Origin of the sequence: Methylotenera versatilis 301 (assembly GCF_000093025.1) — a bacterium.
Lineage (GTDB): Bacteria > Pseudomonadota > Gammaproteobacteria > Burkholderiales > Methylophilaceae > Methylotenera > Methylotenera versatilis.
In genome coordinates this window covers 1628418-1653090 of the sequence record NC_014207.1, presented here as the reverse complement: position 1 = coordinate 1653090, position 24673 = coordinate 1628418, and the positions used below count along the sequence as shown (strand labels likewise).

Sequence of the window (24673 nt, the reverse complement as noted above, 5' to 3'; positions counted from 1 at the left end):
TGAAATGAAAGTTGGAGAGTTATTTTGAGCTTAGAGATGAAACGTAATCAAGGGTCAGCAAGTTATGCAAACCATGAGTTTGACATCACCAGTGAAACATTTGGTCATTTAATTAACATTTCAGGGCGCCAACGCATGCTGTCACAGCGCATCATCTTGAACATATTTCTTTCAACTCATGGTCACGAAGATGCGCTAAAAATAGCCCGTGATGATTTGCAATTGTTTAGAGATAGTCATCATGCCTTGGTGATTGGTAATAGTGAAATGCCAGGTGTTTTCTTTGAAAATCTCAGGCTTGCCTACTATAGTGAGTTAGATGGGCACAAAAAGAACCTAGAATTCATTAATCTGGCGGAAAAAACACTCAATGCTTATGAGGCTAATTACCGCACTGCACAAGGCTTATTAGATGAATTGGGCTTACTGGCAATGCCAATTGTAAAGCTGCTAAATCAAATCACGCTGGTGTATGAAACTGAATCTAAAGAGTTTGTGAAATTAGAGCAAAAGAAGCGTCGTTACTTAATGAATGACATTCAGAACATTGCGAAGCAAGCTAAAATTGTGGCTGTCAATGCACAGATTTCTGCTGCACGCGCTGGTGAAATAGGGCGTGAATTTTCTGTTGTGGCAACTGAGTTGACGAATATTACTGAGAAAATTGATTCTTTAGTTAAAACGGCACTACTTGATTTTAGTTAACAGAATACAAGTAAAAAAGAGCGCTGCAGATTGCATTAGTTATTTTAATGCAGCTACTTCATGGTGCACGATGTTTATTAAAGTGAAAAATCGCCCTTTATTGGGGCGAATGTAGATTTTAAGTTTATCTATTTTTACTTATTAGAATAGTTAAATTAACGTTATCAAAGCAAAGTTCTCAAAGCAAGGTAAAATATAGTCATTCAAAAATAACTATATTTTATGGCGCTCATTCACTTACTCCCAGATCAACTCATCAGCCAAATCGCCGCCGGCGAAGTTGTGGAGCGCCCAGCATCTGCACTCAAAGAGTTGCTGGAAAATAGCTTAGATGCCGGTAGCACCGATATATCTGTGTCTCTTGTGCAAGGTGGCGTTAAGCAGCTACGCGTGGCAGACAATGGCAATGGCATTGCGCAGGAAGATTTAGCCATGGCGCTCACGCGGCATGCAACTAGTAAAATTGCCAGCTTGGATGACTTGGAGGCTGTGGCAAGCTTAGGTTTTCGTGGAGAAGCGTTGGCGAGTATTGCCTCTGTTTCACGCACGCAAATCAGTAGCCGTGCACTTGATACTAAACACGCTTGGCGTATCGCTTCAAATGGCAGCGAGATTTCACCTATCGAACCAACGGCTTTAGATGCGGGTACTATTATTGAAGTCGATGATTTGTATTTCAATACACCTGCGCGCCGTAAGTTTTTAAAAACTGAAGGCACTGAGTTTGGGCATTGCGAAGCTGCATTTAACCGTGTGGTGCTGTCGCGGCCAGACGTAGCTTTTATGTTGCAACACAACGGCAGGGCACTTAGCCGTTATGCGGTAAGCGAGCCAACTAAGCGATTCGGTGAAGTTTTGGGCGCGGATTTCGCTGCTGAAACAATCGCTGTGGAAGAATCCGCAGCAGGCTTGCGCATATGGGGCGTAGTCGCCAAGCCAACCTTCAATCGCAACAAAAGCGACACGCAATATGTGTATGTGAACGGCCGTTTTGTGCGTGATAAGCTCATTTCGCACGCCATACGCCAAGCGTATCAAGATGTGTTGCATCATGATCGGCATCCTGCATTTGTACTGTTTTTAGAGCTAGACCCTAATTTGGTTGATGTGAACGTACATCCAGCTAAAACCGAAGTCAGGTTTAGAGATGGACAAGCTATCCATCGCTTTATTTTTCATTCGCTACATAAAGCGCTAGCTTCACCTACGGGCGTTTCAAATGCTAGTACGGCCAATCAAGCGGCTTACAATCCGTTTGGGGGTCAAAATGCCAACTCACCGAGTTACTCAGCGAGCCCTTATCCGCAATACCAAGCGCAAATCAATTTAAGCGCTAACGAACCGAATAGTTTTTATCAAACATTATTTAGTGCCAATAGTGCACAAAACTATTCAAACAACGCATTAAATAATACTGCCCTGCAGACCAATAGGGACGGGCTTGCTGGAGGTGCTGTTTTTACAAGTAATGCCAGTGAAAACTACGCTGAAAGCGCCTTTCCGCTAGGTTTTGCAGTTGCACAAATTCATGGTGTTTACGTGCTCGCGCAAAATGCGCAAGGCTTAGTCGTGGTTGATATGCACGCCGCACACGAACGCATTATGTACGAGCAGCTTAAAAATGCGCTCGACAATCAAGCTGTGGGCATGCAGCCGTTATTGCTACCAGTGAGCTTTAATGCTGACAGGCTAGAAGTTGCCACGGTTCAAGAAGCCTTGGCAAGCAACGATGGTAGTCTGCAACAGTTAGGATTCGACATCGCCATAATATCTCCCACCACGTTAGCTGTACGCGCTGTGCCAACCATGCTGCAAGATGCTGACGCCGTCACCTTAGCCCGTGATGTATTACGTGATTTACGGGAATACGGCGCCTCAAGAGCACTTACAGAGCGCCGCAATGAGTTGTTAGGCACCATGGCATGTCATGCAGCTGTACGCGCCAATCGCAGCCTGACGATCCCTGAAATGAATGCCTTGCTTCGAGATATGGAAGCCACAGAGCGAAGCGGACAATGTAATCACGGTCGCCCGACGTGGTTTCAAGTGAGTATGAGTGACTTGGATAAAATGTTTATGCGAGGTAAATAACATCTATGACTGTTGAACAAGAATATCAAAGGCAAGTTGAACTTGCTGAGTGGATTGACGATAACTTTAAGATTGAGTTGCCTGCTGATGAAAAGTCATTAATTGCAATAGGCTGTTTTGATATAACAATAGAGCATCATGCTGCGATTTGTGTATTAATAAAAGCTGGAATTTACGCCTCACTGTTTGCGTTGTTACGTTCCATTTTTGAGAGCTGTGCTAGGGGATTGTTTGTTAATTACAGTGCAACAGACAAAGAAATTAACTTGTTCAAAAAAGACTCATTAAAGATTGAGTTTAAAGAGTTAGTATCTCGCATTGAACAAAGTATTGATGCAAACGGGAGTGTCCTTTCACAGCTACATAAGTCTTCTTGGAAATTTTTTAACAGTTTTACCCATACAGGTTTTCAACATATTACTAGGCGTCACAAACATGGGATAACAGGTTCGGTAAATTATCCAGAACAGGAGATTATCCAAGCTTTAAAGTCAAGTGGAAGTCTTGCACTAATTTCTGCTGGAGAACTTGCAGTTCTATCAGGTAAGCAAGACCTGGTAAATGCTACATTAGATAAAATGCTTGATTATGCTAAGCATTAAAGGCATCAATAATGGAAAAAGCTAATCCCGCTATCTTTTTAATGGGTCCAACCGCCAGTGGTAAAACTAGTGCGGCTATTGACTTGATAACCAAGCTTCCTGTTGAAATTATCAGTGTGGATTCTGCTTTGGTGTTTAAAGATATGAACATCGGCACGGCTAAGCCTGATGCTGCAACGCTTACAAAGGCACCGCATCATTTAATCGATATTATTGAGCCTACCAGCGCGTATTCTGCAGCGAATTTTAGAAATGATGCTTTGCGTTTGATGGCGGATATTACCGCGCGCGGGAAGATTCCATTACTGGTCGGCGGTACGATGTTGTACTTTAAGGCTTTGCAAGAAGGCTTGAGTGGTTTGCCAGAGGCGAATCAAGAAGTGCGTGCGCGGCTCGATAAGCGCGCGGCTTTTATTGGTTGGCCTGCCATGCACGAGAAATTGGCTTTGGTTGACCCTGTGACTGCCGCGAGATTAGAGCCTAACGACACTCAGCGTATTCAGCGCGCTTTGGAGGTGTTTGAACTGACAGGCGAGGCGATGTCTGCACTTTATGCGAAGCAGACGAGCGAGGTTTTACCATATAAATTGCTTAAAATCGCCTTAGTGCCTAGCGACCGCAAAGTGCTGCATGAGCGTATTGCAATTAGATTCGATCAAATGCTTAAAGATGGTTTTGTGGATGAAGTGAAGGTGCTGATAGCAAAGTATCCATCATTAACGCCTGAATCCACGTCTATGCGCTGCGTTGGTTATAGGCAAGCTTTGGAGCATCTTGCTGGTGAGTATGATTTAGCTGAACTGCGCGATAGAGGCATCTTTGCCACACGCCAATTAGCGAAACGTCAGCTTACTTGGTTGCGTGGCATGGATGATAATGTTGAGTTGGATTGCTTGAACCCACAGTTGAATGAGATGGTATTTAATGAAATAAATCAATTTATTAAGAGTTAAACTTAATAAATTACATTGAGTAGTTAAGTTTGTCTTTATTCGTCATTCTGAGCTAGCGAAGAATCTAGGTCTTTGTGAAACTTAGTAAGAGTGCATGGATTCTTCGCTATGCTCAGAATGACGAATTTAAATACCATGCATCCGATTTGCCGCTTCAACACATTCATCATGCGACGCAACCAAGGCCATGCGAATGAAATTTTCACCTGGGTTCAACCCATGCGCTTCACGTGCCAAATAGCTACCTGGCAGCACCGTAATATTCAAATCGCGATATAGTTTTACCGCAAGTTCGGTGTCACTTTGCTTGCTTCTTGCCCATAGGTAAAATGCTGCATCAGGCAATTCAACGTCTAATACGTATTTTAGTAAGGGCGTCACTACATTGAATTTAGCTGCATAAAGTCTGCGGTTCTCAATGACGTGCGCTTCATCGTTCCACGCAGCGATAGACGCCGCTTGCACTGCTGGGTTCATTGCGCAGCCATGATAGGTACGGAATAATGTGAACTTCTCTATGATTTTTTCATCGCCAGCAACAAAGCCTGAGCGCATGCCTGGTACGTTTGAGCGCTTAGAAAGCGAGCTGAAAATCACTAAGTTTTTGTAATCTCTACCTAGCTTGTGAGCGGCTTGCAGGGCGCCTAGTGGCGGATTCGCCTCATCAAAATAGATTTCTGAATAGCATTCATCGGCAGCGATGGCAAAGCCGTATTTGTCGGATAACTCAAAAATGGTTTTCCACTGCGCTAACGACATCACCTTGCCTGAAGGGTTGCCTGGGCTGCAAACATACACTAATTGCGTGCGTTTTAGCACTTCTACGGGCACGTTCTCAATCTCCATTGCATGTTGATTTTCAGGCAGTGTGTTGAGAAAGTAGGGTTCAGCACCTGCTAGAAATGCTGCGCCTTCATAAATCTGATAAAAAGGGTTAGGTGAAATGACAACTGGATTCGGTTTGGTGCTATCAATAATCACCTGCGCAAAAGCAAATAGCGCTTCACGGCTACCAGTTACTGGCAAAATCGCAGTTTCAGGATTAAGTGCTGGCACACCATAACGACGTGTAATCCAATTAGAAATTGCTTCTCGCAGCGCTAAAGAGCCCACTGTTGTTGGGTAACTAGCTAAACCTGCTAAATTATTCACCAGTGCGTCTTTAATAAGCTGTGGTGTGGCGTGTTTAGGCTCGCCTATCGATAGATTAATGGCAGAATAGCTTGGATTTGGTGTAATGCCTTTAAATAAATCGCGCAAGCGTTGAAAAGGGTAAGGTTGGAGTAAATTTAAGTTTGGATTCATAGGCAATATTGTAAACTAGCCGCCCTAGGACTGGTAAGTTTAAGTCGCAAAAATTTAAATCGTAAAATTTAATGTTGTCTACAAACGTTGTCTACATTAAGTAAAAATAAATAAAGTTGAAAATAAAATGCATGTCAATAACCCAAAGCCGTTAGCCAAGAGCGCATTGCTGAATAGCACAAGTTTGTTGTTAGCCGCGGTATGCTGGGGCGTTGTTTGGTATCCGTATCGAATTTTGGCGAATGCTGGCGTGGCGGCTGTGGCATCGAGTTTTTACTGCTATTCAACAGTGCTAATTTTAGCGAGTATTGTCTGTATCAAGCATTGGCGCGGTATGTTTAAGTTGCCGTTGAGCATCCTTTGGCTGAGTTTGACTGCAGGCTGGACTAACCTTGCTTATGTGCTTGCTGTGATAGATGGCGAGGTAATGCGTGTGATGCTGTTATTTTATCTATCGCCATTATGGACCTTAATACTTGCCCACTTTTGGCTTAAAGAGCGAATTGATAAACGCGGCTTAATGATTATGGCTTTATCGCTAACGGGGGCATTTATTATGCTGTCTGACTTAACAGGCAAATCCAGCGCCTGGCCATTACCGAGAAACACTGCCGAGTGGTTTGCATTAACCTCGGGTATTGCGTTTGCTATAAGCAATGTGATTACTAGAAAATCTACGCACTTAACCATACGCAGTAAATCCTTTGCGGTATGGGCGGGGGTATTTTTGATGGCTATTCTAGCGATGCCGTTTGTGAAGGAAACGATTCCATCGCCAAGCTTTTTTAGCTTAAATGATGGCATGGTGATATTGGCGATTGCACTGTCGCTGATTGCCGCGACCTTGCTAACGCAATACGGCATTACACAAATGCCAGCGACACGCGCTTCCGTATTATTTTTGTTTGAGTTGGTCGTTGCCGCTATTACTTCTTATTTTCTAGCACATGAAACTATGGAAATAAACGAATGGATAGGCGGCAGCTTAATTGCAGCCGCCTCAATATTTGCGGCGTTGAATCATAATGATTAGAAGCTTTATCGATTAACCAAAGCTAGTGTTACGATTACCTTCAGCAGCAAAGCGAATTTTTAGTGATAAATCGTTGCGAGAATCTGCATTTGACAGAGCATTCTCCTCATCAATTTTACCGTTGCTAAACAACCTGAATAACGATTGGTCAAAAGTGTTCATGCCGATGTCGTTGCTGTCAGCCATAGTATCTTTCATATCACCCATTTTTTGCTTTTGAATCAGCTCTGAAATGTACGGCGTATTAATCATGACTTCAGTCGCGGCTACACGCTTGCTGAGTTTACCTGGAATAAGGCGTTGAGAAACAATAGACACCAAATTCATTGATAAGCCTAGTAGTAAGCCCGCTCTGGCGTCTTCTGGGAAGAATGAAATGATGCGCTCAAGCGCTTGGTTGGCATTGTTGGCATGCAATGTAGCAAGGCACAAATGGCCCGTTTCTGCATAAGCCATGGCATTTTTCATGCCTTCCATATCACGGACTTCCCCAATTAAAATCACATCTGGCGCTTGGCGCATGGCATTTTTAAGACCGTTTTCAAAAGAGAGTGTATCAATACCAACTTCGCGTTGATCAACAACCGATTTTTTATGCGGGTGAATAAACTCAATCGGGTCTTCAAGAGTCAGAATGTGACCGTTAGTCGTTGCGTTACGATGATCAATCATAGAGGCGAGGGTGGTGGTTTTGCCTGAACCCGTTGCACCAACCACTAGAATTAAGCCGCGCTTACGTAAAATTAGATCTTTTAATATCGCAGGAAGCCCTAAAGATTCAATTGTTGGGATATCCGTTTTAATATGACGTATTACCATGCCCACTTCACCGCGTTGCTTGAATACATTTACGCGGAAACGCCCGACATCTTTCTTGCTAATAGCAAAATTACATTCTAAAGTCGATTCAAACTCCGTGATTTGATCTGCAGTCATCATCGAATAAGCGATTTCTTTAATCATGCCAGGCGTCATTATTTGGTTGTTGATAGGCAGTGTGTCGCCTTCAACTTCAATATGAATGATTGCGCCCGTACTAAAAAAGAGGTCGGAGCCACCTTTATCTAGCATGAACTTTAAGATTGGACTGATGTCGATTGCGGCCATAATTTAACCCTATTTATTTTTTTAATCATGAGTAAAAATGTTATGTGCGTGACTTTAGCATAATTTTTTACACTATTTTGTAGCTTTATCACTAGATTTTGATGTGTTTAAATGTTGCTGCCACATCGATAGATAAGAATTTTCTAACGCATGTGCAAATTGGTTGGTGTCAAATAAAGCCGATGTAAGCTTGGTAGCGTGCAGCTTCTGTTTAATCTTTTCAAGTTCTGTTGAATTGTTAGCCAGATAAAGTGCTTTATTTTCATAATCTTGCAGTGAATAGGTGATTAACTCAGGCATATCTGCTGCGGTTAACAAGCTACCCGCCACGCGCGCTGCAAAGGTATCGCCAACACAGGTTAATACTGGTAAACCCATCCATAATCCATCGCTGCAAGTAGTGTGGGCATTGTAGGGTGAGGTATCTAAAAACAAGTCTGCATGAATGTGGCGTGCTAGATGGTCTGCAATACTCATGCGTGGCGCAAATATTAAACGTTCAGCCGTGATATTATTTTTTGCAGCTTGGTTGATTAAGTTTTGCTTAGCCCATGTGTTACTTTCCAACAGCCAAAGCACGCTATTTGGCACGGCATTTAATAAGCGCATCCACACCTTAAAAAACTCAGGTGTGATTTTAAAAGATTGGTTAAAACAACAAAATACAAAAGCACCTTCTGGTAGATTGCAGCTTTCACGACTAGGCTGCTTGCCAATTGGGCGCTTACGGTCGTTGGGTTGGTAGCAATGCGGTAAAAGGGCAAGTTTCTCAGCATAATGGCTTTCTGAATCAGGCGGCGTGATGAAGCTATCACTTAAAATATAATCGAATAACGGCTTGTTGTTATTCATCATTCCCATCGTGCCAGGGAAGCCAAGCCAGTTCACATTGATAGGCGCAGGGCGTAAAGCCGCAATGCCGCTTCGGCTGGTTTGGGTAAAGCCAGTTAAATCCACCAAAATGTCGATTTGGTGTTCATTTATTTTTTTTGCGGCATCAATTTCAGATAAATTTCGAATGTCATAAAACTCGTCAAAAGCCTTTTCTAGTCTGGCTCTGGCATTAGTTTTATCATTTACACCATATGAAAAAGCGAAAGTCTCAAATTTTGATCTGTCGTGTAATTCAATCAATTCACTTACTAAAAAAGCCAGTGGATGCAGCCTGAAATCAGCCGATAAATAGCCTATTTTAATTTTTTGATTTTTAGAAGGCAGTTTGTTTTTAAAACTAAGTGTTTCGCCTTGTTTAATCAGTGCCGCGTAACGATTGCTCACCCAATTGTTCGCACAAAGCTTCTGCTCATTAGCGGTCGTCGTCGGCATAGCTAAAAAGGCAAAAGGCGAAATTTGCGCTTGCGGTACATTCTTCACCCAATCGCGTATGGTTGAAATATCAACTTCTAAACCTTGCCAGTCACATATATGCTGTTTTTGATGCACCAAATGTACTTTTGCATGGTACAGATATGGATTTAAATCTAGCGCTTTTTGGTAACTTGCAATCGCAAAATCTAGTAGCCCTAATTCACGTTGCACATTACCTAAATTGTTATAAATATCGGCATCATTAGGATTAAGCCGAATAGCTTTTTCATATTGCAACGCCGCTTCTTTAGGCTTACCAAGCTCACGCTGCGCATTGCCTAAGTTATACAAATATGCAGCATTTGCAGGCTGATTCTCTAAAGCCTCCTCGAAGCAGGCTTCTGCTGTTAGATAGCGACCCTCTGCATGAGATTCATTGCCGAACTCTTGCAAGGCGTAACATAAGGCATTGCGTATATCTAAGTTGGTTTTGAATATACGCATCAACCGCCTAAAGTAGCCAGCCGCTTCTTCATAGCGTTTCAGTTCAACACACAAATTCCCACAATTGATTTGCGCAACGGTATCTTTGGGGTTGCGCAATAAGGCCTGTTGGTAATCTTTTAACGCTTGTTCTGATGAAGTGGATTGCATGGCGTGATTTTAGCTGATTTTAGCGGGTATTGAGCTTGGAAACATTCTTGCCAATCGTTTCAACCCAAGTTTACGTAATGCAAAACGGTTGGGGTTCATTAAGGCAGCCAATTCAATATTCATGGTGAATGGTTCACCACATATCATTTGCGCCAGTAACTCTGCGCAAAATGGCGCGCTGGTGAAGCCTCGGCTGCCATGCGCAACGTTGATGTATAGGCCTTTAATCCAAGGCAAACTATCGGGTAGAGCGTTGGGGCGGGGCGGTTTGGCTTTGAGTAAGTTGTTATCTAGCAACTCACCTACTAATGGAAAGTAGTCAAAGGATGTGCATCTGAATGAAACGCGACCACCTTTAATATTTTCTTTTAGATTTTCATGCAGCGGCAATGAGAAGCTTTTTAATTTAAATAAATTAGCTAGGTGATCTTCCTCATCTAACTTATCGTCCATATTCTCTTCGGAGAAAGTCGCACCCAAGCAATGCTGACCGTAATCTGCAGGGCTTAAGTAGCCATCGCTGCATATAATCGATTTTATTTTCTGGCTGATGTTGGTAGCCTCAAGAATGCTGACTTGACCACGTACCGCTTGTGTTTTTAAATAAAGGTTAAACCCTAAATTTTGTGCTTCATTGGCATTGGCAATGATGGCAATATCAGCTTTTTCTATAATTTTATTATCTGAATAAATCTCAAATAAATCGTTATTTTTCAATAAATTATCAACGTTTATTAATGTTTTAACTGAAATATTTTCATGCGCGGTTAAGTGCTGGCATAGTTGTTGCGGATTAACCCAGGCAGCTTTTGGAAAATATAGCGCATCGTGCGCAAGGTCTATGCCTGCAAGGCTGCTTGCCTCATCTGCACTCACATATTTCAAAATATCGTCAGCATGATTTTGTGTGGCGACTTTTTGAATACGAGCTAACTCTCTTGGGTTAAAGCCAAGTTGTAACATGCCACAAACATTGAAATCTGCAGGGTTTAGCTTAAGTGTTTTGAAAAATTCTAAGCTGTACAAATAGCTATCAAGTACGAATTGACTTGCGGCATCTTCACCGCTGATGCGTGGATAAAGCATCGCTTGTGGGTTGCCTGAGGCTTCGCTGGCAACTTCCGCGTGCCGTTCAAACAAGGTGACTTTTATGCCGCGAGTGGCTAGGGCATAAGCAGTGCTACAGCCTGCAATGCCGCCACCGATAATTATTGCAGTTTTAGGAATGGCACTCATATAGAATTTTGTAAGTTATTTGTGGGTTAGGGTTTCACTCAAAATAAAGCACTTTAGCGCATATATTTTTTGGGGAAGACCCTTACGGTCTCAACCTGACTAAAATGTAATTGGTGTGTACGAATGTTCTATTATTCAACAAAATTGCCAATCAGCATTTCACGTTTTTTTCCAAAACCTATACGTTTGTGAACATTAAACCCCGCACTCATTAAACCTCGCCGCACATCGCCAGCACTGGTGAAGGTTGCAAATGTCGTGGATGCATTTGATAACCTAGCCATTTGTTGATACAGCTCGGTTTGCCACATATCAGGGTTTTTAGCTGGGGCAAAGCCATCTAAAAACCAAGCATCGACTTGACTGGTGACTTTGCTAAAACATGCTGTGGCATCGCCGATTAAAAGACTTAGCTGCACGCGATTATCATAAAGGAGGATTGTATTAGCGCCATTAATTAGGTTGTCATACTGCGCTAAAAGTGGCTCGATAACTGTTTTGAGTTGCGGCCAAAGATTTAAGGCGGTGCGGAGGTCTTGCAAACTAAGCGGATATTTTTCTGCGCTAATATAATGCAGTTTTGCATTCATAGGGCTTGTGCTTAGCCATATATTGACGGCACATAAGAAGTTTAAGCCAGTACCAAAGCCAGTTTCAGCGATGCTGAAAGTTTGCAAGTCTGAATCAAGCCAACGTTCTGCTAAATGATTGCCTTGCAAAAACACATAGTCTGTTTCCAATAAGCCATTATCAGTGGAGAAGTAAACATCTTGGAATTCGCTGGCGTAAGGCTGTCCGTCACGCCATTCGATGTTGGCAGTATTACTAGGAGATTGCATTATGGGTTAGTGCTTAAGGTTGATTTGTCGGGTTTACTGCGATTTTAAAAACCGCTTTGTGCAGATGATGCTCTGAAACCATGCCGGAATGGGCATCTTCGGGGAAGAATATACAAAATTTATTAGTGGGCGTAGCAAGCCAATTCAGCGGAGCATCTTCAAAGAAATGCACGTCATTAGCGGTATTGAAAGTATCAATTGCTTGTTGGCAGTCTGCAAGCGGATTCCAGCCCATTTCATCTGTGCCATTAAGTACCAGTTGAATGTCGATGTATTTTCGGTGGCATTCAAGCTTAGATTCAGCTTTAGTTTGCCCAATTCCACGTTGAATGAGCACAAATATATCATCGTTTAAGATGGCATGTTTGCCATTAGGTAGTGCTAGCAAATCTGTGGTTTTGATGTATTCAAACACATGAGGAAATAATGCATGCATGGCTGCATAGCGTTGTATATTGTCAATCGTGTCGATAATCATTGCATTTACTCATGTTCTGTTTAAGTTTTCACTTTAACATTATTATAAGTTTAAATTAATGCCTCTCTTCGATTTTCTGGCTTTGCTAACAACAAATGTACGTCACCTAAAGCGCGCTCCATAAAGCCGCCTTCGCAATAGCTTAAATAAAAATCCCACATTTTAATAAACTCTTCCGTGTATCCGAGTTTGCGAACTTCTTTAATATTAGCAAAAAAGTTTTCTCGCCAAATCTTTAATGTTGTAGCGTAATGCGGACCTATATCTTCTAAATCAAACAATCGCAAATCGCTCGTTTTAGTCACGCTATTGAGCATGGCAGTGTTTGATGGAATACATGAGCCTGGAAATATGTAACGTTGAATAAAATCGACGGATTTCTTTGCATTTTCATAGCGTTGATCCGCAATGGTGATGGCTTGAATCAATGCCAAGCCATCTGCTTTAAGCAATGAGCCAACTTTAGCAAAATAGGTGTCATAAAACCGATGCCCGACTGCTTCAATCATCTCAATAGAAACTAACTTATCAAAAGTGCCAGTTAAATGGCGATAGTCTTCAAGTAATAGGGTGATTTTATCTTCCAAGCCAGCAGCCTTCACTCTGACTTTCGCTAATTCATATTGCTGCTTAGAGATCGTGGTAGTGGTGACACGGCAACCGTAATGTGTTGCTGCATAAATAGCAAAGCCGCCCCAGCCAGTGCCGATTTCAACTACATGGTCTGTCGATTTTAAGTCTAATTTATCGCAAATAGTTTTAAGCTTTAGTTCAGAGGCCGCTTGTAAGTTGGGTGTATCTGCGCTAAAAATCGCGCTTGAATACATCATGGTTGGATCTAAAAACAGGGCAAACATGTCATTACCTAAATCATAATGTGCTGCAATATTCTTGCGACTACCTTCGGTGGTATTGCTATTTAGCCAATGTAATACTTGCAAAAATGGCTTAGTCAGCCATTGGTAGCCGCCTTCAAGCGTATCCATCACAGATTGATTAACACACATCAAGCGAATCACCTCGGTAAGATTATCCGCTGACCAATAACCGAGCATATAAGCTTCGCCAGCGCCTATGCTGCCTCCAAAAGCGATCTCGCCATAAAAGCGTGAGTCATGTACATAAATAGTGGCATTTATACCGTCACTGTTGCCAAATCTGTGCTGTTCAGCGCCATCAACCAGTGTTAAATGACCTTTTTGTAAAAGCTGTAAGCGCTTAAGTATTTGCGACCTTGCAAAATCAGCCACCCATTTTGAACGGCTTTTTTGTTTTAAGCTGGCGGTTAAGGTTTCTTTCTGAAGTGTGGGATTAATCATCATTATTTAGTGACTTGTTTTGGGTTTGAGTAAAAGGGCACGCGCTTAATCCAAAGCATTAATGCGTTCCAGTAAATGGCAGCAACGACTTTAATAGTCATGAGTGGGTAATGAATCAAAATCCAATTGAGGCTACTTTGAGTGATTTCTTTACGTTCTAAGGCTAATGTAGCGTTGAAAACTTGTTCGCCATCTTTAAAGTTTTTCATATGAATGAGTAGTTGATTGGCTTCATGCTTAAATGCCCAGTCGTATTGAATGTCCATAGGCATAAAGGGCGATACATGAAACTGTTTGTTAAATTTAAATATTGAAATTTCACCATTTCTAGTTTTTTTAATGGTTTTTCCAGTGTTAGAGTCATGATTAAAATCATGCACATAAGCGTAATCTTCGCCCCAAGGCGTGTTGGTGATATGGCTGACGACAGCTTGCAAGGTAATGCCATCTGCTTCAAAACAATAGTAAAAGCTCACAGGATTAAAGCAATGTCCGAAATAGCGCATATTGGTGAGAAGTCGGATTGCACCACGCGGCTCTGAACCTGTTGCTTGTTGGACTAGCGTACTAATCTCTTGTTTAAGTGGTTTTTGGGCGTCACCGTAGTAGTCAGAGCGCTTAAACCATGCCCAATTCTTAGTTGCATAAGACCAGTTTTTAGAATTGTTGAATAAATCTGGCAATTCATCTAAATCTAAATACATCATAAAGACCTTGTAGCGAAAGCCGTGCGGCTGAGGCTGGAATCTTAGGTGTTTTACAAAGCCTTCATAAATAGCGCTATTGGGCATTTAAGCTTTACCAATATTGGCTTGTTCAAAATGTTTAATGGCTTCTAAAGCACTTACAACGCCATCTTCATGAAAGCCGTTGCGCCAGTATGCGCCAGCAAAACCTGTTCTATTCTTACCGCTAATTTCAGCATGCCTAGCTTGTGCTGCGGCACCGGCCAAAGTGTAAATAGGGTGCATGTATTTCAGGCGCTTAATGACTTTGGCGGGGTTAATAAACTTAGTGTGGTTTAACGTCACAAGCAGAGGCTCATTTGATTGTAGATTTTGCAGAATATTCATGTTGTAAGTCACAGCAACTTGCTCAGCATGCGGATTGGTAACATGGTAATTCCAAGCTGCCCATGCTAATTTGCGCTTAGGCATCAGTGAAACGTCATGGTGCAAAAATATGGTGTTTTGTTGATAAGGAATCGCACTCAGTATTTCAATTTCATTCGCTTTTTTATCGCTAAGTAGTTTTAATGCTTGGTCGCTATGGCAGGCAAAAAATACGTAATCAAATTTTTCTTCATCACCATGTAATGGCTTAACACGCACAGATGAAGCTAATCTGCGCACGCTTTCTACAGGGGTGTTGAGTCTGATTTTGTCTTTAAAACTTTCAGTCAATGCGCTCACATAGCTAGCTGAGCCATTAGTAATCGTACGCCATTGCGGCCTGTTATTCACCGTTAACATGCCGTGATGATGGAAGAATCGTACAAAAAAGCGCGCTGGAAAATCTAACATTTGGCGCGCTTCAGTAGACCAAATGGCCGAACCCATAGGGATGATGTAATGGTCAATAAACTGCTGACTGTATTTACCTTGCTTTAGATAATCACCCAATTTAATTTCGTTACCATCAGTGAGTAGTTCAAGTGAAGTTTTGTTAAAACGTAAAATATCGCGAATCATTTGGTGAAATGACGGCTTAAATAGATTGCGGCGTTGCGCAAATAGGCTGTTTAAATTGGTGCCGTTATATTCCAAGCCAGTTTTTTCACATTGAACACTAAAGCTCATTTCGCTGGGCTGCCAAGCCACCTTTAACTCATCAAGCAAGGCGATGAAATTAGGGTACGTGCGGTCATTGAATACAATAAAGCCAGTATCTACATTATATTCATTGCCTTCATGCTTGATGTGATGTGTATGCGTATGGCCGCCAATGTGGCTTTCTGCCTCAAATACGGTGACATCGTGTTGTTTGTTTAAGTGGTATGCAATAGTGTTACCTGCAATACCGCTACCTATAATGGCGATTTTCAAATGACTATTTCCCTGAACTTTAACGACTGATTGTTCTATTTATTTTTTTTGATTCGCGGATAGCTGTGGGAACAGTTCTGACGTCCCATATTAACCCGCAGGCTGCAAGTAGCTTTAAGCCATAAAACGTTAAGTCTATTTCCCACCAATAAAAACCTTGTCGCGCAGAGCCAGGGTAGTGATGATGGTTGTTATGCCAGCCTTCGCCTAAGGTTAACAATGCAATCCATAGGTTATTGCGGCTTTGATCGCTAGTTGCATAGCGACGCTTGCCCCAAACGTGTGCGAGCGAGTTCACCGTGAATGTGGCGTGATATAACACTACGGTAGATATAGCAAACCCCCAGACCAGCAATTGCATGCCATTGGTGTTCAGGTTTGGGTAATAGCTCTCAAGCCATACGCCTAATAAGTAAATACTCAGGCCAAAAAGAATTGGTACAACGATATCAAAACGATCGAGTAAACGTAATTCTGCAAACTTAGCCAGCTCTTTGACGCGCTCAGTTTGTGTGGCGAAGTGTTTGTTTGAAAGAAACCAGCCCAAGTGACTCCATAAAAATCCATGTTGCACAGGGGAGTGCGCATCGTCTATTTCATCTGATTTAATATGGTGATGCCTATGATGCGAAGCCCACCACAAAGGGCCGCGCTGCACTGCAGTGGCGCCGAACACAGCTAGAATAAACTGGAAAACACGTGTGGTGCGAAAAGCCTTGTGTGAAAAATAACGATGGTAAAAACCAGTGATTGCAAACATTCTAATGGCATAAAGTGCAATGGCAAAAACCAGTGCAAACCAGCTAAATTCGACCCAAAAAACTGCGAAGCAAGCTAAATGTAATAACACAAATGGAATCACGCGCCACAAATCAATTTGGCGCCAGTTTGCGCGATAGCTCAGACCATCCTCGGGGATAATCACGGCTTCATTATCAAACCATTTAATAATCTTCTTAAGCATAGTGTCTTGAGCGCTCCAGTATTACGGATGGTTAACTTTGCTTGTGTTGTGAGGCACTTTACGTAGCTTACTTAAATCGTAGCCAAGGTTTGATACGAAGCCTGTAAGCTTGGCATATTCTGTATCGCTGATGCTTGGTGTTCTTGCCATTATCCAAACGTAATCACGTGCATTTCTAGCAATGACCGTTTGCGTGTAATCGTCGTTTAAATAGGCAATACGATATTCCGCTTTAATTGGCCATATAAATTGCATGCCCCACAAAGCATTACCGGAATTTTCTATGACGAAGCCATGTGGCTGGTAGGTTTTAAATTCACCAGTTAAGCTACCTTTATTAAATGTAAACGTTGTGGCAATGCTGCCATCTGCATTGAGTTTGTAATTTTCAATAGCATTAAAAGACTGGGTTTCTATCATGGTGGGAATGGCTGCAATGACATACCAATCGCCCATGAATTTTGGTAAATCCACTTGTGGCACAGTCGCAATAGGCGGCAATTTATTCGTCGCGCAGGCAGATAAAATACTTGCAAGTATTGACATCATTAACACTCTTTTAATATTAGTTGAAATCATATTTAATATATCTTTCAGTTAGTTAACTGTTTTAATTAACGTAATTTATAATTAATGGTATAGCCTTCTGGTGTAATCGATTTAAGTGCAAGCCACTCATTATTTGCAGAATACCAAAGCTCAATTTTTAATTTGCTTTTACCATTTAAGCTGCCATCTAATTTGTAATGGCTGGCTTCAACTTTTTTGTTTTTTACGTCTATCGTTTCAATACCAAGATTAGTGAATTTTGTGTCTAGCCATTCACCATTTTGTGGATTCAATAGCTTTGTTTGTTGAATGATTTTTGGGTTCCAATAAGCAAAAGTCATGGTGCAAGCGGGTAACTTTTGTTTAAGTTTGCCATCGTCTACGGTGAACTCTTGCCCAGATAACTTAGCTTTAATATTTGTTTCCACTTTATTTTCTAAGGTATGCGACTCCAAACTGCTTAAACAGTCACCTTGCCATTGTTCAACGGCTTTATGGTCGTATTGATACGCGTTGATAAATAATACTTTGACATTAAATTTTGCAGTGCTAATTAACTCGTTAGACTCGGTAAGTTTAAATTCGTGCTGACCGATTTTATTTTTGTCTAAGTACACGTCAAAAGCCCATTCTTTAGCACTTATGTTTACACAAAATAAACTGGTCATTAATAATGCACTGATTAATATAGGTTTACGCATGACTATTGAGACCTTTTAGGAAACCACGGGATGAAAGCATTGGTGTTTTGAATGTAGCTTAGATAAGCTGGTCGGCGTTCTGCAATATCTTTTTCCAGTAACGCAACACCACTGACTTTAAGTAGCAGCAGAGTCATTAGAATTGGCCCGACAATCGTACACCATGCACCAGCAGCAGCGGCAATTAGATAAAAACCCCACCAGACACAACATTCGCCAAAGTAGTTAGGATGCCGACTGTAACGCCATAGGCCAGTATTGAGCACCTTGCCCTTATTGTTAGTATTAGCCTTGAATATACTTAATTGCCAATCAGCGATGGTTTCCCATACAAAACCAATGGTAAACACGATGCCGCCTAAAACGTCTAGCCTAGTTAGTAATACTTTTGATTCGATAGCGCCAAATAATGGCATGGAGATAATCCACGCAAGTACAGCTTGCAAACCAAAGATGATGTAGATACTTTTAATCCAAAAGTGAGGTTCGTTATTTTGGCGAATAGCTACATAACGATGGTCTTCATGAGGCCCCCAGTTACGCCAAGTTAAATATACGCAAAGCCTGATTGCCCATAAACTGACTAAAAACAGCACTAAAAACATACGAGGCGTGAGATCGTTTAGTAGCAGGGCATAGGTGTAGGCGGATAACATTAAAAATAAGCTCCACATGCTGTCTACATGGGTCACATTCTTTCTAAACAAACTGACTAACCAGCCAACGAGTGCCAGTAAAGCCATGCTCATCAGACCATTCAAATATATTTGCCAATGTATCAATTGCTTGAACCTCTTAATGGTTTGATAGATGCAAATCCATCGAAGCGGCTAGAGAGTATGAGCAACAACGGTGTGATGATTGCCCAGCCTATCGATAACGCGATATAGCTCGCTGCACCATGCAAAACAACTGCGCCTAATTTCTCTGCACCTAAATACGCTAATGGACCACCCATTGCGCCAAAAGCGACTGCGATTAAATGTTTGCTGTGCATCCAGCGCAAACTTACATTGAGCGTACTGGTGAATGCCAGCCAAAGGGCTAGAATCCAGACCGGTACAATTGCGTTACTCCAGCCATTGTTTAAATAACTGATGTAGCCTAAAGAAAGCATTGATTGGTCATAGGCCGCACCAATCAACAGCGCGCATAACATCAGTAATAGTTCAGCTTTTACATTTTTGGCTTGATATAAATGCCAGCTTAAAACAAGTGCGGTTACTAATACACCTAACCAAGGCATGCCTTTGCCTGCGCCTATCACACAAGCAAACCAAGCGAGCTGAAAAAATATGAAGTTAATAATAAGCATGATTGATTAAGCTTTATGCAGGGCGCTCAAACTGGTAGTGAGAAACCCACCACTCTTGGCCGTTTTTATAACCAAATAGCTCTGCACAAGCCATATAAAATATACGCCAGCGATTACGCCACTTGACAGCTTCGCCTGCTCCATAGGTTTCTTTTAAAATCGGCGTGATAGTATTTTCATGCTTATCCATATTCTCCAACCAAGCATTAGCCGTTTTTTCGTAATGCGTGCCATCCCAGCGCCAGCGCTTGTTTAACTTTAATTTCTCCTGAAAATGTAAAGGCAAGTCATCGCTTGGCATCATGCCGCCAGAGAAGAAAAACTGGCTCATCCAATCGTCATCACCTTGCACTTCAAATGCATATGGCGTTGAGCGATGCACAAATATATGCATGAAAAACTTGCCACCTGGCACTAACCAATCATGCACTTTTCCATATAAAAGTTTGTGGTTACGCATGTGTTCAAACATCTCAACCGATACCACCCGATCAAATGCTTGATTGATTGAAAAGTTACTAGGTGAAAAGTTGTTCATGTCACAAGTGATGACCGTAATATTTTTAAGTCCACGCTGTGCGGCGGTGGCCGTAATGTGTTCGCGTTGCGAGTTTGAATTAGAAACCGCTGTAATTTGGCTGTTTGGGTAGTGCGCTGCCATCCATAATGTAAGTGATCCCCAGCCGCAGCCTAGTTCTAGAATTTGTTGACCATCTTGCAAATCTGCATGCTCGCAACTCATACGCAGTGCATTGGCTTCGGCTTCATCTAAAGACGATGTCTCAGGCAGCCAGAAGCAGCTACTGTACTTACGGTGTTGTCCTAAACATAATTCGAAAAACTTTGTTGGTAGTTCGTAATGTTGTGCATTTGCGAGTTCTGGCACTAAGGCAATAGGCGCTTTGTTCATAGCGGTTACGAACTCAGCTTCAATTTGCGCACCAGCTTCGCAATTGCCCGCACGGATTTCTTTAAGCCGAGTTTCTGATAATTGTCTAATACCAGTCCTGATTACGCTATCAGGCACTAAACCTTTTTCCGCTAACTTAATGGCTAAACTTGTTAATTGCATTATCACCCTTATTATTTTTTTAAATTGAATATTACCCAGCGTTAAATAGACGTAGCTGACTAGACTAGGTTCCTTCATCTGAAACAAATTCATTACATATACGTGGCATTTCTGTTTATGGATGCAATGTACAGGTATTAGTTTAGACACATAGCGAATCGATAGCTCAGTTTCGATCGCTAAGTTGTTACAGATATTAAGTTGTCACAGATATACAGTGATGTTGGAAAGACTAATGGCACAGCAGTATTGCTGGCAACTTTAGCTGGTCAATAGTGGTAAGTTGGACTGATGATTTAAACTTCGATTACTGGTCAATAGTTAAGTGACTAGTAATCGTGGATTTTAATTGCAAGGATTCAAAGTAATGAATGATATGTTGTGGAAGCCAATTGTTATTGCCAGGGAAGGGCGAGCTTAAGAAGCCCACATGTCCGCCTTCTTCAGTGGTTTCTAATGTCACGGTATTAGAAACAGATGTTTGATCAGGTAAGGACTCTACAGGAATAAAAGGGTCGTTTTTTGCGTTAAGAATCAAAGTTGGAATTTGGATATACGGTAGCCATGGCTTAGCCGCATTTTTAGCCCAATAATCGTCAGCATCCACGAAGCCATGTAGCTTTGCGGTGACGTAAGTATCAAACTCACGAATAGTCTTTGCAGATTTAATCTTTTCCTCATCCAATAAACCGGGAAATTGTCGCGCTTTTTCAAGGGCTTTTGGTCGCATGCTATTCACAAACATCGGGGTGTAAAGCACGCGATTAAGCCCCTTGTCTAATGCTTCTCCGCAGGCGGCCAAGTCTGTGGGGGCTGAAATAGCAGCTGCCGATTCAATGATTTCAGCGGCATGTTCACCTGACTCTCCCAGCCACTTTAACAGTGCATTACCGCCTAAAGAAACGCCAACAGCATATACAGGTGCATTGCCCACGGTTTTTTTAACGCGAGACAATGCCATTTCTATATCAACGCTATCTCCAGCAAAATAGGCGCGCGGTAAACGATTGTTTTCACCAGAGCAGCCGCGGAAATGAACCACCACGCCACGCCAACCTTTTGCTTGCAAGTTAGCCATTAAAGCTAAAGCGTAGTGGCTTTTAGAGCTGCCTTCTAGGCCATGAAATAACACGACAGTTGGAGTACTTTCAACATCGGTACTTTGTAAGCTGCTATTCTCATTGTCTAGCCAATCCACATCCATAAAGTCGCCGTCATCTAACTCCCAGCGTTCACGACGATACTTCACTCCTTGTTTCGCAGCGAATACTGCTGGATAAATCGTTTGCAGGTGCCCGCTAGGGAGCCAGAATGGTGCTGAGTATGATTCCTCAGCAACGCTTGGCGTTGCTACGAAACCAAATATCATCATAAGAACTACGCTATATTTGTTCAAAGTGTTTGTTTAATGTGGATGAGTAACTTAAAAAACCTAGGCGTTTCTAATAAATAGTAAGCAGCCATGGTCCGTGCGAATCTCACGATGTGAGCTGCCTGCGTGTGCAAGGTGGTAATCACCAATGCCACATAAAATGTCTTCCAACCAAACTTCGCCTTCCAGCACGATGGCTTCTTCATCAACATCATGTTCATGCGCTGGTAAGAAGCTATTCGCGGCCATTTTAACTAAAACGGAGCGACTATCACTTTCTTGCCTCAACACCTTGACTTGCACGCCTTCTGCAATTGTTCGCCAATCCCCTTGGTCCGCAAACATAAAGCGATGGCTACTTTCAGAGGTCTTAATTCTGTTGAGTAAGGTTGCTTTCATTCTGCTTGCTACTTCAGGAGCGGGAATGGTTGGTAGTAGGCTTGATGCTACCGCACCAGCAACTGTGATATCTAATGCCTCTAAAACATTTAAGTCTTTATCTTTAGCCATGATTAGGCCTCCTGATGCGATAGCGCATCTTTTAATGACGCTTGTGCACGTTTAATATGGGATTTAACAGAACCTAACGGTAAGTTGGTCTGTTCAGAAATTTCTTGATGGGTATAACCTTTAAAAAAAGCGAGTGCAATAAGCTGTCTTTGAATGGCGGAAAGTTTTGCCATAGCAGCATGTAGCGCCGAGTCTCTTTCTAAAGTGAGCATTTTTTCAAGTGTAGGACATGAAAACCCGGGCTCTACAATTAACTCACTAGGTTCGGGATGAGAGTCAGCTTCGTCTAACTTACGCAACGCATCTAAAGCGCGGCTTCGACAAATAAGCATTAGCCAAGCCATAGGTACGCCTCGGCTAATATCAAACTTAACCGCCTGATGCCAAACCTGCCAATAAGTATCCCCTACAACATCTTCAGCTAAGTCGTGGCGGCGCGTGATTTTAAGCGCTAGCCCATAGACTTTTGATAAGGTCAGATCGTAAAAAGCCTCAAGCGACGACTCATCTCTTTTCGCCATCCTGCCAATAAGCGCGAGCATTTCCGAAGGCGGCGAGAGGTCGTGCAGATGCGTAGGTGTCACGTACATGAGTTCAACCATGGTATTTAATCAAATTAACTATCATATGAAGCATTACGCAACATATGTGCTTTTGGATGCAATCTATAGCGAGATTGCAAAAACATCTTAAAGTTTAATTAAGTTGTTTCCATACTTTGCGATATGCAGCTAATAACTGTTGGTGCATTTTGCTGGCTTCCATATTCGGCCCTAAATTCTCTAAACCAAAATATTGTTCCTCTTGATTCACTAGGCGCTGGGCTTGAGCCAAGGTGTCTTTGCCATACATAAGCGCCAGATTAGCGGCAAATAAGGCGGGATCGCCATTCTCAAGCTCTTCCTCAATCTGCACTAAGTTGGCAATGCAGCGATAAACTTTGGCGCGTGCTGGAGGAAGCTCGTTAAATTGAGCAATCCAAGCGCAGCCATCTAAGATATTGTCTATGTCACCTGCGGCTAAGGCTGCGAGCGTTTTAAGCTCACCTGCACGCAAGTCTACCCAAGTGGTACCAGCGTCGGCGCATAGACCTATCAAGGTGGTGACTGGTAATTCATCGGCTAAATCTAAATCCAGTAAAGTTTCAAGTAGCTCGGCTGACTCTTCTTGTTGTAAATCTTGTAGTCGCAAAGCAAAAGGGCGCACTAAATTGCCAACCGTATTGTTTTCCCATTCCAATTCTTCTACAGGATAGATTTCACTCATGCCTGGCACAAAGATACGGCAAGCGTAGACGCCTAAGTGCATAAAGTCGGCAATATACATATCATGTCCACTATTGTGGATAGTGTTGACGCACCAGTTGTAATCTTCTTCTGTTGTCGTGCCGAAGTTCCAATCGACAAATTCATAATCTGGCGTGCTGCGTAAGAAATCCCAGCTAATCACACCGCTAGAATCCACAAAATGGATTTCTAAGTTTTGCGAATCGGCAATCTCTTCCATGTCAAAGCCTGGCGCGACAAAGCCTTTTAAGCTGCCGAGCGCACGACCTTGAAGTAACTCAGTCAATGCACGTTCTAGCGCCACTTCAAAGCGCGGATGTGCCCCGAAGCTGGCAAAACAACCTTGATCTTCAGGGTGCAGCAATGTGACGTTCATTACTGGGTACTGACCGCCCAAGGAAGCATCTTTAACTAATATACCGTAACCTGCATCACGTAAACCTTTAATGCCCGCAGCAATGCGTGGAAAGCGATTAATCACAGCTTCTGGCACATCAGGTAAGCAAATGCCTTCGCGTATGATTTTATATTTAATATCGCGTTCAAAAATCTCTGCAAGCGCTTGTGTGCGCGCTTCCATCAGTGTATTGCCAGCACTCATACCGTTACTTACATACAAGTTGCCAATCAGGTTGACTGGGAAATAAACGATTTTATCGTCACGCAAACGCGTGTATGGAATCGCGCAAATGCCGCGCTCTTTATTGCCTGAGTTCAAATCAATTAATTGACTGGCAACCGCTGTGCCTTCAGGGTTATAGAATTTTTGTAGCTCGGGTGTGAGCAAGCCAGCAGGCCATTTATCAGCAGATTTACCTTTATTTAAGGGAAACCATTGCTCATTTGGATAATGTACAAATTCTTTATTGGCGATGGTTTCGCCTAAGTAAAAATGCGTCCAAAAGTAGTTAGTACTTAGGCGTTCAAAATATTCGCCCAACGCACTTGCACGAGCCGCTAATTGAGATGCGCCCTTGCCGTTAGTAAAAAGACGAGTGCAGTCTCGGTCAATCACATGCACAGACCAAATGCCTTCAATCTCATTTAACCATGACTTCTCTTCCACATGAATGCCCAGCGCTTCTAGCTTGCCTTGTAACGTGCGTATAGATGATTCTAGTGAGGCATCCTTGCTAGGGATAAAGGTTTCTGTGGTGGTTGAGTTGACAGTCATGTTGAAGGCTCTTAGCTAAAAGCCTACAGAATATCATGCGGAGCTAAAACAGCGA

General features: G+C 42.4%; 24 protein-coding genes. 5 read left to right on the top strand and 19 right to left on the bottom strand.

The features are described 5' to 3' along the window. Positions 1–36 precede the first annotated feature (36 nt). From M301_RS14770 to miaA, 4 genes are all read left to right on the top strand, one after another. The gene (locus M301_RS14770; RefSeq protein ID WP_013148180.1) at positions 37–705 is read left to right on the top strand and encodes a methyl-accepting chemotaxis protein; all 669 of its coding nucleotides are present in this window, start codon (positions 37–39) and stop codon (positions 703–705) included. Positions 706–927: 222 nt separating this feature from the next. Further along, complete coding sequence (mutL, locus tag M301_RS07580) at positions 928–2796, top strand: DNA mismatch repair endonuclease MutL (protein WP_013148179.1); 1869 nt, start codon at positions 928–930, stop codon at positions 2794–2796. 5 nt (positions 2797–2801) lie between these two features. After that, positions 2802–3398, top strand: coding sequence for a DUF6988 family protein (locus M301_RS07575; protein WP_013148178.1), 597 nt, complete (start codon positions 2802–2804; stop codon positions 3396–3398). An 11-nt stretch (positions 3399–3409) separates the two neighbouring features. Further along, on the top strand, positions 3410–4351 hold the full coding sequence (gene miaA / locus M301_RS07570; RefSeq protein ID WP_013148177.1) for a tRNA (adenosine(37)-N6)-dimethylallyltransferase MiaA: 942 nt from the start codon (positions 3410–3412) through the stop codon (positions 4349–4351). A gap of 126 nt (positions 4352–4477) precedes the next feature. Here miaA and dapC read toward each other — a convergent pair whose 3' ends face one another. Then, positions 4478–5656, bottom strand: a complete 1179-nt coding sequence (gene dapC, locus M301_RS07565; protein WP_013148176.1) for a succinyldiaminopimelate transaminase — start codon at positions 5654–5656, stop codon at positions 4478–4480. A 127-nt stretch (positions 5657–5783) separates the two neighbouring features. On the opposite strand from dapC, the gene M301_RS07560 reads away from it, so the two are divergent. Then, positions 5784–6689, top strand: a complete 906-nt coding sequence (locus tag M301_RS07560) for a DMT family transporter (protein WP_013148175.1) — start codon at positions 5784–5786, stop codon at positions 6687–6689. A 12-nt stretch (positions 6690–6701) separates the two neighbouring features. On the opposite strand, the gene M301_RS07555 is transcribed toward M301_RS07560, so the two are convergent. The 18 genes from M301_RS07555 to ycaO all read right to left on the bottom strand — a co-directional run bounded on the left by M301_RS07555 (position 6702) and on the right by ycaO (position 24618). After that, on the bottom strand, positions 6702–7796 hold the full coding sequence (locus M301_RS07555) for a PilT/PilU family type 4a pilus ATPase (protein ID WP_013148174.1): 1095 nt from the start codon (positions 7794–7796) through the stop codon (positions 6702–6704). 72 nt (positions 7797–7868) lie between these two features. Then, the gene (locus tag M301_RS07550; protein WP_013148173.1) at positions 7869–9758 is read right to left on the bottom strand and encodes an O-linked N-acetylglucosamine transferase, SPINDLY family protein; all 1890 of its coding nucleotides are present in this window, start codon (positions 9756–9758) and stop codon (positions 7869–7871) included. Positions 9759–9767: 9 nt separating this feature from the next. Then, positions 9768–10994, bottom strand: a complete 1227-nt coding sequence (mnmC1, locus tag M301_RS07545; RefSeq protein ID WP_049769961.1) for an FAD-dependent 5-carboxymethylaminomethyl-2-thiouridine(34) oxidoreductase MnmC1 — start codon at positions 10992–10994, stop codon at positions 9768–9770. Between the two features lie 131 nt (positions 10995–11125). Beyond that, positions 11126–11833, bottom strand: a complete 708-nt coding sequence (gene mnmC2 / locus M301_RS07540) for a tRNA (5-methylaminomethyl-2-thiouridine)(34)-methyltransferase MnmC2 (protein ID WP_041359382.1) — start codon at positions 11831–11833, stop codon at positions 11126–11128. Between the two features lie 13 nt (positions 11834–11846). Then, positions 11847–12311, bottom strand: a complete 465-nt coding sequence (locus M301_RS07535; protein WP_013148172.1) for a NanQ anomerase/TabA/YiaL family protein — start codon at positions 12309–12311, stop codon at positions 11847–11849. Between the two features lie 50 nt (positions 12312–12361). Beyond that, on the bottom strand, positions 12362–13633 hold the full coding sequence (locus M301_RS07530; RefSeq protein WP_013148171.1) for an SAM-dependent methyltransferase: 1272 nt from the start codon (positions 13631–13633) through the stop codon (positions 12362–12364). Then, entirely contained in the window at positions 13633–14421 is a 789-nt protein-coding gene (locus M301_RS07525) for a DUF1365 domain-containing protein (RefSeq protein WP_013148170.1), read from the bottom strand. Before M301_RS07525 ends, M301_RS07530 begins: the two co-directional genes overlap by 1 nt. Beyond that, on the bottom strand, positions 14422–15675 hold the full coding sequence (locus M301_RS07520; RefSeq protein ID WP_013148169.1) for an NAD(P)/FAD-dependent oxidoreductase: 1254 nt from the start codon (positions 15673–15675) through the stop codon (positions 14422–14424). 19 nt (positions 15676–15694) lie between these two features. Then, positions 15695–16639, bottom strand: a complete 945-nt coding sequence (locus M301_RS07515) for an acyl-CoA desaturase (RefSeq protein ID WP_013148168.1) — start codon at positions 16637–16639, stop codon at positions 15695–15697. Positions 16640–16660: 21 nt separating this feature from the next. Then, the gene (locus tag M301_RS07510) at positions 16661–17188 is read right to left on the bottom strand and encodes a lipocalin family protein (RefSeq protein WP_013148167.1); all 528 of its coding nucleotides are present in this window, start codon (positions 17186–17188) and stop codon (positions 16661–16663) included. 65 nt (positions 17189–17253) lie between these two features. Further along, complete coding sequence (locus tag M301_RS07505; RefSeq protein WP_013148166.1) at positions 17254–17889, bottom strand: DUF6134 family protein; 636 nt, start codon at positions 17887–17889, stop codon at positions 17254–17256. A 2-nt stretch (positions 17890–17891) separates the two neighbouring features. Then, the gene (locus tag M301_RS07500; protein ID WP_013148165.1) at positions 17892–18671 is read right to left on the bottom strand and encodes a DUF1295 domain-containing protein; all 780 of its coding nucleotides are present in this window, start codon (positions 18669–18671) and stop codon (positions 17892–17894) included. Continuing rightward, complete coding sequence (locus tag M301_RS07495; RefSeq protein WP_013148164.1) at positions 18668–19204, bottom strand: DUF2878 domain-containing protein; 537 nt, start codon at positions 19202–19204, stop codon at positions 18668–18670. Before M301_RS07495 ends, M301_RS07500 begins: the two co-directional genes overlap by 4 nt. A 13-nt stretch (positions 19205–19217) precedes the next feature. Continuing rightward, positions 19218–20276 (bottom strand): SAM-dependent methyltransferase, encoded by a 1059-nt coding sequence (locus M301_RS07490; protein ID WP_013148163.1) that lies wholly within the window; start codon positions 20274–20276, stop codon positions 19218–19220. A gap of 307 nt (positions 20277–20583) precedes the next feature. Further along, positions 20584–21648, bottom strand: a complete 1065-nt coding sequence (locus tag M301_RS07485; protein WP_013148162.1) for a hydrolase — start codon at positions 21646–21648, stop codon at positions 20584–20586. A gap of 60 nt (positions 21649–21708) precedes the next feature. Further along, positions 21709–22158: a cupin domain-containing protein gene (locus M301_RS14230; protein WP_013148161.1), complete on the bottom strand. Its 450-nt coding sequence runs from the start codon at positions 22156–22158 to the stop codon at positions 21709–21711. Between the two features lie 2 nt (positions 22159–22160). Continuing rightward, positions 22161–22760 (bottom strand): RNA polymerase sigma factor, encoded by a 600-nt coding sequence (locus M301_RS07475; protein ID WP_013148160.1) that lies wholly within the window; start codon positions 22758–22760, stop codon positions 22161–22163. Positions 22761–22854: 94 nt separating this feature from the next. Then, positions 22855–24618 carry a 30S ribosomal protein S12 methylthiotransferase accessory factor YcaO gene (gene ycaO / locus M301_RS07470; protein WP_013148159.1) on the bottom strand — a complete coding sequence of 588 codons (1764 nt, stop codon included), beginning with the start codon at positions 24616–24618 and terminating at the stop codon, positions 22855–22857. Positions 24619–24673 lie beyond the last annotated feature (55 nt).